Origin of the sequence: Martelella mediterranea (genome assembly GCF_021021415.1) — a bacterium.
Lineage (GTDB): Bacteria > Pseudomonadota > Alphaproteobacteria > Rhizobiales > Rhizobiaceae > Martelella > Martelella mediterranea_C.
This window is the reverse complement of sequence record NZ_JAINWJ010000005.1, coordinates 150,042-162,717: the sequence shown is the minus strand read 5'-3', so window position 1 is coordinate 162,717 and position 12,676 is coordinate 150,042. Positions and strand designations below refer to the sequence as shown.

Below are 12,676 nucleotides of genomic sequence, written 5' to 3'. Positions count from 1 at the left end.
TTCCTTCACGACGCTACCGTTTTGTCCGCTGTCCCTTGCCTTTGCAAGCGGACATTTTCGAAATTTTCCGTCAGACCCCCATTGAAGTTTCTGTGACAGTTTAATAAAGCGATAACCATCCGCACGCATTCTCCCAAGGGCGTGCCGGGTCATGTCAATCGGAGTAATCATGGAAGATACCGCACACAAAACCTGTTGGGGTGTGACCCTCAGGGCTGTCATCGGCTTTGGTGCTATTCTCGGACTTGCCTATCTTATCGTCGCTGTTTGAGCGGCCCGGAATTTAAGAAAACAACGGCGCTGCCCATGCGGGCCGTCGTTGTTTTCATTTCTGCTTCTTTCCTGCCATATTTTCCCTATGTCGCGGACGCATGCGCATCATGTCGGTCCAGAGCCTGCGCGATGGTGCTGTTTTCGATGAGGATGGCCTAATACCAAGGACCGATGATTAGGACCCGTATGATGCGCGCTGGAATGGCTATCCGAGTAGGAAAACACCGCAGAGCGATGCTGGAGCATCGCGCGAGGATTTTGACGCCCTCGGGGGCCATTCCAGCCGCACGCTTTCAGGGCCGGGCGCTTTTGAAAGCCCGCGTCGTTGAAAATCCTCGCCGTAGCTATGGCTACGACTGCGATTTTCGCCTAGCCGGCTTTCAAAATCGCTCCGGTCATATGGGTTCTAATCATCGGTCCTTGGTATAAAGCGTCGGATGAAGAAGTGCGTGGAGGTGGCGGATTGTTTCTGTCGGTATTCGAAGTCTTCAAGATCGGGATCGGCCCGTCGAGCTCCCATACGATGGGGCCGATGTCGGCGGCCAACCGGTTCCTTGAGCTGCTCCTATCGAACGACTGGCCGCGCCCAGCCGGAACGGTCGTCTCCCGGCTGAGAGTGAGCCTGCACGGTTCGCTCGCCTATACCGGCGTCGGCCATGCCAGCGACCGCGCCGTGATCCTCGGCCTTGCCGGCGAACGGCCGGATACCGTCGACCCGGACGAAATGGACTCTATTCTCGACGCGATCCGCAAAAAAGGCGCGGTCGAACCGCAAGGCCATCCCGCCTACTTCTTCGATTGCAACGAGGATGTGATCTTCGACCGCAAGGAGGCGCTGCCCGGGCATGCCAACGGCATGGCGTTCTACGCGCTCAATGCCGATGGCAATGTGCTCTTGCGCCAGGTCTATTATTCGATCGGCGGCGGCTTCGTTCTCACCGATACCGAGCTTGCGGCCTGGAAGGAACAGAAGGCCTTTCCCGCCGCCGAAAAGACCGATGAGAACACCCCGTTCCCGTTCCGCACCGCCAGGGAAATGCTTGAAATGGCGAGCCGTTCCGGCCTCAGCATCGCCGCCATGAAACGCGCCAATGAAGAGGCGCGCATGCCGCGCGGGGAACTCGATGCCGGGCTCGATTCGCTGTGGCAGGCAATGGATGGCTGCATCGATCGCGGGCTGAAGGGCGAGGGCGAATTGCCCGGCGGGCTCAGGGTCAAGCGCCGCGCCGGCAAGCTCTACGAGAAGCTGTCAGAGGCGCGGCTTTCCAACCAGTTCGACCCGATGATGGCCAATGACTGGCTGTCGATGTTCGCCATGGCCGTCAACGAGGAAAACGCCGCCGGCGGTCGGGTCGTGACCGCGCCGACCAATGGCGCAGCCGGCGTGGTGCCGGCGACGCTGCGCTATTTCCGCGAATTCCAGAAGCCGATGGGCACGGCCGCGATCCGCGACTTCCTGCTGACGGCGGCCGCGATCGGCGGCATCATCAAGACCAATGCCTCGATCTCCGGCGCCGAGGTCGGCTGTCAGGGCGAGGTCGGCTCGGCCTCCGCCATGGCCGCGGCAGGCCTCGCCGCCGCCATGGGCGGCACGCCGGAACAGGTGGAAAACGCCGCCGAGATCGCGCTAGAACACCATCTCGGCATGACCTGCGACCCGATCGCGGGCCTCGTTCAGGTGCCCTGCATCGAGCGCAATGCGCTGGGCGCGGTCAAGGCGGTCACCGCCGCCTCGCTGGCGCTGAAGGGCGATGGCAGCCATTTCGTGCCGCTCGACAATTGCATCGAGACCATGCGCCAGACCGGCGGTGACATGCACGAGAAATACAAGGAAACCTCCACCGGCGGGCTGGCCGTCAATGTGGTGGATTGCTGAGGCCCGCCGATATTCGGCCTTGACTGGAAAGCCCTCCGGCGTTTGATGAGGGCATGAGCCTCAATCTCCTCAAACTCTGCGTCGGCGCCACCGGCATCGACGATCTGCGCGAATGGGTGTCGCGCCGCGCCATGGCGGCGATCGCGCTCGGCCAGGAGCCGCACAGCATCCACACCACGCGGATGACGCCGAAGCGCCGCGACGAACTGCTCGAAGGCGGCTCGCTCTACTGGGTCATCAACGGCCAGATCCGCGCCCGCCAGACGCTGCTCGACATCGCCAACCACACCGACAATCAGGGCATCCAGCGATGCGACCTCATCCTCGGCCCCCAGGTGATCGACACCGTCCCGGTGCCGCGCAAGCCGTTCCAGGGCTGGCGCTACCTAAAACCCGAAGACGCCCCCCGCGACCTCGACTTCGGCGACGGCGGCGATGATATGCCGGACGACCTGCGCGCGGAGCTGGCGGAATTGGGATTGTTGTAGGGGAGGGGCGTTCGGCTTGTCCCTCTAAGCACGTATCAACGCGACCAGCGTCTCGGACGAAAAATCTACTTAAATTCAATCTATTCCGAAACGCCAACTCCGCTCGTGTGGAGCGGTGATTAGATCCTCGGGACAAGCCCGAGGATGACGTCCGTAAAAAGGAAAGGTCTTTCGGCAGTCTGGCGTCAGACAAAGTTTCCCGCCTCACCGCATAGCCCCCCAATCTTCTCGCCCCGGAGGGGAGAGATGCCCCGACAGGGGCAGTGAGGGGGGAGTCTATCCCAGCGAACGCCCTCGCGAACTGAAACGCTGCATCACCGTCACTCCCCCTTTCGGGGGTATCTCTCCCGCAAGCGGGAGAGAGTATTGGGAGCACGCCGCAAGCTCTTCTCGCAAATTTGCGGCCATAAAAGTGGACGGCGGCCGCAAAGCCGCCGCCCAATACATCAAACGCCCGAGCGGCCGTCCATGCCGATATAGGCGATGCGCAGCATGTTGGTGGCGCCGGGGGTGCCGAGTGGTACGCCGGCGGAGATGATGATCCGGTCGCCGGGCTTGCCGATGCCCTCGTCGACCACGATCCGGCAGGCGCCGTCGACCATGGATTCGAGATCGGTCGGCTCGTCGGCCACCACGCAGTGCAGGCCCCAGACCACCGACAGCCGCCGCGCGGTCCTGACCACCGGCGACAGCGCCAGGATCGGCACGTTCGGCCGCTCGCGCGCGGCGCGAAGCCCGGTGGTGCCGGACGCGGTATAACAGACCATCGCTGTCAGCTTCAAGGTTTCGGCGATCTCGCGCGCTGCCAGCGAGATGGCGTCGGCGCCGGTTGCCTCCGGCTGCGGACGCTGGGCGTAAAGGATCTGCGGATAAAGCTGCTCACGCTCGATGGTGCGGGCGATCGAGGCCATGGTGCTGACCGCCTCGGTCGGATATTCGCCGGCTGCCGATTCGGCCGACAGCATGATCGCGTCGGCGCCCTCGAACACGGCGGTGGCGACGTCGGAAACCTCGGCGCGGGTGGGAACCGGCGATTCGATCATCGATTCCAGCATCTGGGTCGCGACCACCACCGGCTTGCCGGCGGAGCGGCACAGACGAATGAGCTTCTTCTGCAGGCCGGGAACGGTTTCGAGCGGCATTTCGACGCCGAGATCGCCGCGCGCCACCATCAGCGCGTCGCTCATCTCGATGATCTCCTCGATCCGCTCGATCGCCTGCGGCTTCTCGATCTTCGACATCAGTCCCACCTGGCCGCGCGCGATCTTGCGCACTTCGGCCAGATCGTCCGGGCGCTGGATGAAGGACAGCGCGACCCAGTCGGCATCGCCGGTTTCCAGCACCGCATCGAGGTCGGCGCGGTCCTTTTCGGTCAGCGCGCCCACGCCGAGCAGCGTATCGGGCAGGCTGACGCCCTTGCGGTCGGAAATGCCGGTGCCAGCAACGACGGTGCACTCAATGCTCTTGCCGTCGCATTTTTCGGCGCGAAGCTGCAGCTTGCCGTCATCGATCAGCAGGCGATGGCCGGGCTGAACCGATTGCAGGATTTCCGGATGCGGCAGGAAAACACGCTTCTCATTGCCGGGCTCGTCGCGGTCGTCGAGGGTGAAGGTCTGGCCGACCTCGAGTTCGACCTTGCCGTCGAGAAACTTGCCGACGCGCAGCTTGGGGCCCTGCAGGTCGCAAAGAATGCCGATCGGCCGTCCGCAGCGCGCCTCGACATTGCGGATCCGCTTGGTCAGCGTGCGCATCAGGTCGTGGCTGGCATGGCTCATATTGATTCGGAACAGGTCGGCGCCGGCCTTGTGCAGCGCCTCGATCTGCTCTTCCTCGGAAGAGGCCGGGCCGAGCGTGGCGAGAATCTTTACTTTTCTGTGACGTCTCATCAATTCTGACTTTCCTGGGTGGAGGGCGTGTCGGAAAGCTGAACAGTCCAGCTTTCTTCCCGCCCCGTGTCATATTCGCTAAAACCCATCTGCTGATAACCGCGCGCAAAGCAGTCCTGAACGCCGGTGATTTCGAATTCATCCTCGGCGACGCACATATTGGTATAGCCGGTCCAGCGTCCGCTTCCGGAGGCATCCTCGGCGTAGAGATAGTAGTAGCGCGATTGGAGCGGGCCCGGCACGACGGTCGCGCAGGTGGTGGCCGGGAGTTGCCACCATCCTTCCGAGATCCATCCCTCTTCCGCCCGGTAGCCGACCGCCACGCCGACGAGGTTGGCCGTGTCGTTGCACACGCGAAATTCCGCGCGGGCCTCGGGCGGCGACCAGAAGGCGGCGGCGAACAGGCCGGCGGCAAGCGTGCCGGTGAGCGTCAGGCCTTTTCCTGCAACGGCAAAGGCTTTGTTGGCGGAGGCGGAGGGAAGACGTTTCTGAGTTGACAGCATGGCAGCCTGATCTCGTGGGACGATCCGTGACGGGAACGCATTCAATCGATTTACAGCGTTATCATAGTGCCCCGCGGCGGGCGAGGCAAATGGCGGAGCACACGCTTGCCGAAAGCCGGCCGTGTGTGCCATCACCCATTATCGCAAATTCCGACCGGATATCCATGGCGAACATGTGTGCTTTTGAAGTTTTAGAAGGGAAATATGACAGCGGTTTGGTGCTGCTCGCCGATCACGCCATGGCGAGAGTGCCGGCGGAATATGGCGATCTCGGCCTCGACCGCTCGGTGTTTGCGCGTCACATCGCCTATGATATCGGGATCGAGGCCTTGGTCCGCGCGCTTGCCGCCGAACTTTCCTGCCCCGCCGTCATGGCCACATTCTCGCGGCTGCTGATCGATCCGAACCGGGGCGAGGACGACCCGACGCTGATCATGAAACTCTCCGACGGCGCGATCATTCCGGCAAACCACCCCCTGTCGCCGGATGAGCGCGAGAGGCGGTTGGAGCGCTATCACCGGCTTTATCACCACGCTATCGACGCGCTCATCGAAAAGTCTGCGGAGGCCACCGGCCGCCCGCCGCTGGTGATCTCGCTCCACTCGTTCACGCCGTTCTGGAAAGGCGTGGCGCGGCCATGGCATACCGGCGTGTTGTGGGACGGCGATCCGCGCGCGGTGCGTCCGCTGATCGATGCGCTTGCCGCCCTCGAAGGCGTGATCGTCGGCGACAACGAGCCCTATGACGGCGCGCTCAAGGGCGATACGATGAACCGGCACTGCATGGTAAAAGGCATTGCCCACGCCCTCCTGGAAGTGCGCCAGGACCTGATCGCCGATGCCGGCGGCGTTGCGCTATGGGCGGGGCGGATCGCCCCCATTTTGGCCGCTTTGAATGCCGATGATGACGTGCATGTGCTGCGGCATTTCCCCTCGCGGGCCTGAAAACACGATGGAGACGACCATGGAAAAGCTGAGCGAAGAACAGAAGCGCGATCTGGAGGCCGCCGCGTTCCGAAGACTGGCCGCCCATCTCGGCGCGCGTACCGACGTGCAGAATATCGACCTGATGAACCTTGCCGGCTTCTGCCGCAACTGCCTTGCCAACTGGTATCGCGAGGCGGCCGAACAGGACAATATTCCTATGACCAAGGATGAAGCGCGCGAGATCATCTACGGCATGCCCTATGACGAATGGAAGGCTCGCCACCAGAGCGAGGCGTCGGACGGCCAGAAGGCCGCGTTCGAAGCCGCCAGACCGCGCGATTGAGTGGAACAATCGGTCCCCGCCGCATTATCGGCCTTGACCTCACACGCGGTTTTCGGCAGGCAGGGCCCACGTATTTTTCTGTGACATAAGGAGTTGAGCATGGCCGACGACGCACACGGCATAGCGCGCGATCAGTTGCGTTCGATCATCGAGCGGATCGAACGTCTGGAAGAAGAAAAGAAGACGATCGCCGACGACATCAAGGATGTCTATGCCGAGGCCAAGGGCACCGGCTTCGACACCAAGGCGCTGCGCAAGATCATCGCGCTACGCAAGAAGGACGAGCAGGAGCGCATGGAAGAGGAAGCCGTGCTCGATACCTACATGATCGCGCTCGGAATGATCCGCGCGCCGGAAGAAGAATAGGCGGCTCCGGCGTTTCAGCCGGACACGCCTTACCTTCCCGGCTCAAAATCCATCCATCACCAGTTTCAGCCCGGCAAGCCCCGCCATGGCGTACATCAGCGGATAGAACACTTCCATCCGCATGCGCTTGATGATCATGCCGCCCGCGATCGTCGCGATCACCGCGAAGGGCAGCAGGCTTGCCGAGGCGGTGAGATTGGGCGCTCCGAGTTCGCCAAGGAAATAATAGGGCGGCAGCTTGATGAAGTTGACGATCGCGAAGAAGCGCACGCTGGCGCCGGTATAGCTTCTCGGGTCCAGCTTCAGCGGCAGGGTGTAGATCTGGAAGGGCGGGCCGCCGGAATGCGAGATGAAGCTGGTGTAGCCGGCAATGCCGCCCCAGAAGGTGCCTGCGACCGGTCGCTGCGGAGCGGCCGGCTTCTCGATCTTCTCGCCCGGCTTCCAGCGGTCGTAGAAATATTTGCCGGCAAAGGCGAGCGTGGCGATCCCGACCAGCATGCGCGTCAGCTCGAACGGAACCGTCGAGAAAGTATACCAGCCGAGCGCCGTCCCGATCAGCGCGCCGGGCAGCAGCATCACAAGCGTCGGCCAGTGGTTATAGTGACGCCAGGTCCATAGCGCCACGATGTCCATGACGATCAGGATCGGCAACATGACTGCGGCCGCCGTAGCCGGTTCGACGACGAAGGTGAGGATCGGCACGCCGAGCAGCGAAAGCGCGCCGCCCATACCGCCCTTGGCAAGGCCCACGAGTATCACGGCGGGGATTGCCGCTGCATAAAAGATCGGATCGGGAAGCATGAAATCAAAGCACCTGTTGAAACTCCGCTCTAACGGATTTATCCGGGGAAGGCGAGACCCACGGATTGGGTAAGGCGGGCGCGAAAGGGATTGAGCGAGATGACTGTTGAACAGGATCGTTGCCGGCTGGTGCTGGTGGTGCCCGAAATCGCCGATACCGGCGACCAGGAGAGGCTATTGGCCGATGCTTTGCGCGGCGGCGATGTCGCCTCCGTCATCCTGCCGCAATATGGCAAGGACTTCGAGGCGTTTCAGAGCCGCGCGGAACGGCTGGTGCCGATCATCCAGGATCATGGCGCGGCGGCGCTGATCGACGGCGACAGCCGCGTTGCCGGCCGCGCGAAGGCCGATGGTATTCATGTCTCGCGCGGCGAGCTCGCCGATGCGATGGAGCGGTTCTCGCCGCGGCTGATCGTCGGCGTCGGCGGATTGAAGGATCGCCACGCGGCGCTTGAGGCCGGCGAACTCAACCCCGATTATGTCTTCTTCGGCATGCTCGATGGCGATACCCATGCGGCACCCCATCCCAAGAACCTCGACCTCGGCGAATGGTGGGCCTCCATGGTCGAAATTCCCTGTATCGTGATGGCGGGCAGCGATCCGGCCGGCGTTATCGACGTGGCGCTGACCTTCGCGGAATTCGTTGCCGTCGGAAAGGCCGTCTTCGACGCGCCCGGCGGCCCCGCCGCCATGGTGGCCGAGATCAACGCCGCGCTCGACGAAAAAGCGCCACGGTTTGGCGATTAGGAAGGCCATGACCGCTCGTTCCGTCGTCACTGCTGCTGTTTTGCTGGCGCTTGCGCCGGGTCTCGGTGTTGCCGCGACAATGGGGCAGTTCGCGACCGACCCGGATCTGGTTTCCGGCGACCGGGTGTCGCTTTACGGAGGCGGGCATCTGCTGCCGCCGGGGCTTGAGCCCGACAGACCTGCGCCCTATCGCTTCGCGCTTGCCGCGCCGGTCGACGATGCGCTTCCCGCGCTGCCGCCGGAGCCTGCCTATGACGGCCCGGTCGATCTCGCCTATGGCGCCTATCAGCGCGGCGCCTATGATGAAGCGTATGAGGCGGCGCTGCAGCGGTCCGGACGCGGGGACCCGCGCGCGGAAACCCTGATCGGCGAACTGGTGGAGCGAAACCTGATTGCCGAGGAAAGGGCCGGTACTGCGCTTGAATGGTACCGCATGGCGGCCGAAAGCGGCGAGGCTTTCGCGCTGAACCGCTACGGCATGGCGCTGTTGTCCGCCGACGACGAGGCGGACAAGGAAAAGGGCGGCGCGCTGGTGAAACAGGCCGCTGAAGCCGGTGATCCGCTTGCCGCGTTCAATTACGGCAGCCTGCTGATTGCGCAGAACCCAGGCAAGGAGGGGCTGAAGCTCGCTTTGCCGTGGTTCGAGGCATCGGCCGAGGCCGATATCGCCGATGCCCAATATGCGCTGTCACAGATCTATCCGGCTCTGGACGATCTTCCGGAGGAGAAGAAGGCGCTCTGGAAATTCTGGCTGCGCCGCGCCGCCGATGGCGATCACGATACCGCCCAGCTCGATCTCGCGCTGGCGCTGATCAACGGCAGGGGAATGCCGCGCGATCTCGAGCAGGGCGTCGACTGGTTGCGCCGCGCCGCGCTCAACGGCAATCCGGCGGCGATGAGCAGGCTCGCCTATCTATACAGCCAGGGCATCGGCGTGCGCGAAGACAAGGAAACGGCGGCGACCTTCTATCTCAGCGTTCGGCGGCTGGGGCTGATCGAGCCGGACATGGAAGAGCTTGTCGACGGTCTCGACGCCGAGACCAGGGCGGCGGCTGACCGCCGCTCGCGCGCGCTGGCGCAAAGATACTAGCCAAAAACGCCAAGAATACTCGGCCCGCTGTCAATTTTCCTATTCCTCACCCTTGAGTTTGTGTATTTTCTTGGAGGACAGGTTGGCTAAATCTGATTGGTGCGAGTGGTGGAGGTTGGGGGAAGTTTCTTGGGGCGCCTAGATATTGTCGGTGAATTGATCACGAGCCTTGGACTCGGTGCGCTGATCGTCCTGGGCTACGGCTTTATCCTTCGCCATGTTCGTCAGCCCCGTCATCGTATCTATGCTAGCGCTGTCGTTTTTGCCGGCGGCGCGATCGCCGCGATGATGAACGCGATCCATATGCACTCCGGCTATGTGTTCGATACCCGCGCGGTCTTCGTGGTTCTGTCCGCCGTTTTCGGAGGGCCGGTCGCCGGCGTGGCTGTCAGCGCGATCGTGGCGGCGTTCCGCATCTGGATCGGCGGCGGTGGCGTGACCGCGGGGGTTGTCGGGATCGCGATGGCCGGCGCGATCGGGGTCGGCTTTGCCCTTCTCGGCCCCAAGACGCAACGTTTTCGGTCTCTCCTTCTGCTCGGCTGTCTCAGCAATTTCTATGTCCTGTCATTGCTGATGGCAGGGTTCGAGCGGGCCGCCGACCTCTTTGCCGTGATCGGCGCGCCGCTGATCGTGATCAATACCCTCGGCACGGTCTTGCTCGGATCGGCCCTGGAATCGACCCGACGCGCGACCTCCTATCTGCATGATGTCGAGTTCAATGCCGATCGCGATCCATTGACGGGTCTTCACAATCGGCGGGCGCTCTCCCAGCTCGAATTCACGATCGATCGGGAGGCCGCCGGAGAGCAAAAGGATGGTTGCGTCATCCTGTTCGATATCGACCGCTTCAAGGCTGTCAATGACCGCTATGGCCACCCCCGCGGCGACGAGGTGCTGAAGCAGGTGGCCAAAACCATCGTTACCCGCATCCGCCGGTCCGATTTCGCCGTGCGCTATGGCGGCGAGGAAATCGCCATCATCCTGCTGGCGACAACGGTGGACAACGGCTTCCGCGTGGCCGAACAGATCCGAACCACGATCGAGAAACTGGAATTCACCTTCGAGGGGCAGACATTCTCGATCACCATCAGCGCCGGCGTGGCCGGTTTCGTCGCCGGCGAGACGCGGTTGGCGGTCGCGCTCGATTATGCCGACCGGGCGCTTTACCGCGCCAAGAATGCCGGCCGCAACCGGACCGAAGTGCTCGATTTATCGTCGAAGAAGGCCGAACGGACCGAAGACGAAGCGCTTCAGGGTGATTCGATTTAGGCCTGCGGGCCTTGAATTTCACCGCGTTCTGTGATCATGAACCGCCGTGTCGCAAAAGCGCCGCGCGTTGCTCACCGCGCAGGCGCTCACAACCAAGGAAAATTTCCCGATGGCCCGTTCAGCTCTTCTCAACGTCATGGTGCAGGCTGCCCTTAAAGCCGGGCGCTCGCTGACGCGTGATTTCGGGGAGGTTCAAAACCTGCAGGTCTCGGTCAAGGGCCCGTCCGATTTCGTGACCCAGGCGGACCTGAAGGCCGAAAAGATCCTGCATACCGAACTGATGCGGGCGCGGCCGACCTATGGTTTCCTGGGCGAGGAAGGCGGCGAGGAAAAGGGCACGGACGGCCAGCACCGCTGGATCGTCGATCCGCTCGACGGCACCACCAATTTCCTGCACGGCATACCTCAGTTCGCCGTCTCGGTCGCGCTTGAGCGCTCCGGCGAAGTCGTCGCCGGCGTTATCTTCAATCCCGCGCTTGATGAGCTGTTCGTTGCCGAAAAGGGCGGTGGCGCGTTCTGCAACGACCGCCGGATCCGCGTTTCGGCCCGCCGGAAACTCTCCGACGCGGTCATCGGCTGCGGCGTTCCCCATCTCGGTTTTGGCCATCATGGCAAGTTCCTGGTCGAACTGCGCCATGTGATGGGAGAGGTCGCCGGCATTCGCCGTCTTGGCGCCGCATCGCTCGATCTTGCCTATGTCGCGGCCGGCCGCATGGACGGTTTCTGGGAAGAGGGGCTGAACCAGTGGGACATGGCGGCGGGCCTGATCATGATCCGCGAGGCCGGCGGTTTCGTGTCCGACATGAAGGGCGGCCAGCAGTGCCTTGAGACCGGCAGCGTGATTGCCGGCAACGAGATGATCCGCATCGCGCTTTACGACCAGCTTCAGCGCCGCCTCGAAAAATAGGCTTTCTCGGTTTTGCGCGCCGCGCCCTTCAAATCGCCGTCGTTTTCGAATAGAGGTTGCAGAGCCAGCCGCTTCCGGAACCCTGTGTCCGGTTAATACGGGGCGGCGGGACTGAAGGAAAAGCCGCTTTCGGCCGTGCCGAAGTCGAGCGCAGAGCGGAGGAATTGGCGAATATGTCGGATTTCGAACTCGAGCATGATGACCGGCGCGCCCCGCCGCGTCCGGGCTATGCGCAGAAGATGTCGAGCCCGATGTCCTTTGTCTGGACGATGGTCATCTTCCTGATCCTGATCGGGTTCTGCGTCGCCATCCTCTACCGCCAGGCTCACACCGCCTTCATGACCAATCCCGGCCTCAACGGGCTGATCCTCGGCGTGCTCTTGATCGGCATCCTGATGGTGTTTTCCCAGGTTCTGGCCTTGCGCCGCGAGGTTGGCTGGCTGAACTCCTTCCGGGCCGCCGGCAGCGCCGATCGCGTCGGGCGCGACCCCAAGCTGCTCGCGCCGATGCGCGCGCTGATCGGCAGCCGCCAGACCATGTCGCTTTCGACCACGTCGCTGCGCTCGATCCTCGATTCGATCGCGACCCGGCTGGACGAGCAGCGCGACACCTCGCGCTATCTCGTCGGCCTTCTCGTCTTCCTCGGCCTGCTCGGCACCTTCTGGGGCCTGCTCAACACGATCGGCTCGATCGGCGACATCATCCAGAATCTCGACCCCAATGCCGGCGATTCCTCCGATGTTCTCGATGCCCTGAAGTCGGGCCTTGCCGGGCCGTTGTCGGGCATGGGCACGGCGTTCTCGTCCTCTCTGCTCGGTCTGTCCGGCTCGCTCGTGCTCGGCTTCCTCGATCTTCAGGCCGGCCGCGCGCAGAACCGTTTCTACATGGAACTCGAAAACTGGTTGTCCTCGGTGACCGACGTGACCTCCGACCTCGCGCCCGCGCTCGAAGGCGTTGCCAGCGGTTCCAGCGAGCAGTTCGAAATTCTGGCCGAGGAGTTGCGCCGGATCGCCGAAAACGGCTCCGGCGCGGGGTCGGTGCCGGCGATGGCGCAGCTTGCCGAGGGCATTCAGGGCGTCGTCAAGAACATGCGCAACGAGCAGCAGATGCTGCGCGACTGGATCGAGGCGCAGCATGAAGAATCCCAGGAAATGCGCCGCACCCTGCAACGCCTGACTGACAAGCTCGGGGATCGCTGATC

General features: G+C 63.0%; 13 protein-coding genes. 10 read left to right on the top strand and 3 right to left on the bottom strand.

The genetic code is table 11. The features are described 5' to 3' along the window. Window positions 1-736: 736 nt before the first annotated feature. Together K7H91_RS03965 and K7H91_RS03960 are read left to right on the top strand one after the other, a co-directional pair. Window positions 737-2,149: an L-serine ammonia-lyase gene (locus K7H91_RS03965; RefSeq protein ID WP_230718912.1), complete on the top strand. Its 1,413-nt coding sequence runs from the start codon at window positions 737-739 to the stop codon at window positions 2,147-2,149. A 53-nt stretch (window positions 2,150-2,202) separates the two neighbouring features. Continuing rightward, window positions 2,203-2,637 (top strand): DUF1489 family protein, encoded by a 435-nt coding sequence (locus tag K7H91_RS03960; RefSeq protein WP_230718911.1) that lies wholly within the window; start codon window positions 2,203-2,205, stop codon window positions 2,635-2,637. 446 nt (window positions 2,638-3,083) lie between these two features. Here the strand turns inward: K7H91_RS03960 and pyk are convergent, their stop codons facing one another. Further along, complete coding sequence (pyk, locus tag K7H91_RS03955) at window positions 3,084-4,523, bottom strand: pyruvate kinase (RefSeq protein WP_230718910.1); 1,440 nt, start codon at window positions 4,521-4,523, stop codon at window positions 3,084-3,086. Further along, entirely contained in the window at window positions 4,523-5,026 is a 504-nt protein-coding gene (locus K7H91_RS03950; RefSeq protein WP_230718909.1) for a DUF1036 domain-containing protein, read from the bottom strand. Before K7H91_RS03950 ends, pyk begins: the two co-directional genes overlap by 1 nt. A gap of 164 nt (window positions 5,027-5,190) precedes the next feature. Here K7H91_RS03950 and K7H91_RS03945 point away from each other — a divergent pair, with 164 nt between their 5' ends. The 3 genes from K7H91_RS03945 (at window position 5,191) to K7H91_RS03935 (ending at window position 6,661) form a co-directional block, all read left to right on the top strand. Then, a complete protein-coding gene (locus K7H91_RS03945; RefSeq protein ID WP_230719016.1) occupies window positions 5,191-5,970 on the top strand; it encodes an N-formylglutamate amidohydrolase in 780 nt (259 codons plus the stop codon). 19 nt (window positions 5,971-5,989) lie between these two features. Further along, window positions 5,990-6,295, top strand: coding sequence for a DUF1244 domain-containing protein (locus tag K7H91_RS03940; protein WP_230718908.1), 306 nt, complete (start codon window positions 5,990-5,992; stop codon window positions 6,293-6,295). 99 nt (window positions 6,296-6,394) lie between these two features. Beyond that, entirely contained in the window at window positions 6,395-6,661 is a 267-nt protein-coding gene (locus tag K7H91_RS03935; RefSeq protein ID WP_018066314.1) for a DUF2312 domain-containing protein, read from the top strand. 42 nt (window positions 6,662-6,703) lie between these two features. Here K7H91_RS03935 and K7H91_RS03930 read toward each other — a convergent pair whose 3' ends face one another. Then, window positions 6,704-7,462, bottom strand: a complete 759-nt coding sequence (locus K7H91_RS03930) for a sulfite exporter TauE/SafE family protein (RefSeq protein ID WP_230718907.1) — start codon at window positions 7,460-7,462, stop codon at window positions 6,704-6,706. 99 nt (window positions 7,463-7,561) lie between these two features. On the opposite strand from K7H91_RS03930, the gene K7H91_RS03925 reads away from it, so the two are divergent. The 5 genes from K7H91_RS03925 to K7H91_RS03905 all read left to right on the top strand — a co-directional run bounded on the left by K7H91_RS03925 (window position 7,562) and on the right by K7H91_RS03905 (window position 12,674). Continuing rightward, on the top strand, window positions 7,562-8,209 hold the full coding sequence (locus K7H91_RS03925; protein WP_230718906.1) for a thiamine phosphate synthase: 648 nt from the start codon (window positions 7,562-7,564) through the stop codon (window positions 8,207-8,209). 7 nt (window positions 8,210-8,216) lie between these two features. After that, window positions 8,217-9,299, top strand: coding sequence for a tetratricopeptide repeat protein (locus K7H91_RS03920; protein WP_230718905.1), 1,083 nt, complete (start codon window positions 8,217-8,219; stop codon window positions 9,297-9,299). A 129-nt stretch (window positions 9,300-9,428) separates the two neighbouring features. Next, complete coding sequence (locus K7H91_RS03915; protein WP_230718904.1) at window positions 9,429-10,568, top strand: GGDEF domain-containing protein; 1,140 nt, start codon at window positions 9,429-9,431, stop codon at window positions 10,566-10,568. A 109-nt stretch (window positions 10,569-10,677) separates the two neighbouring features. Beyond that, window positions 10,678-11,475 carry an inositol monophosphatase family protein gene (locus tag K7H91_RS03910; protein ID WP_230718903.1) on the top strand — a complete coding sequence of 266 codons (798 nt, stop codon included), beginning with the start codon at window positions 10,678-10,680 and terminating at the stop codon, window positions 11,473-11,475. Between the two features lie 164 nt (window positions 11,476-11,639). Further along, entirely contained in the window at window positions 11,640-12,674 is a 1,035-nt protein-coding gene (locus K7H91_RS03905) for a flagellar motor protein MotA (RefSeq protein ID WP_419197442.1), read from the top strand. The last annotated feature ends 2 nt before the right edge of the window (window positions 12,675-12,676 follow it).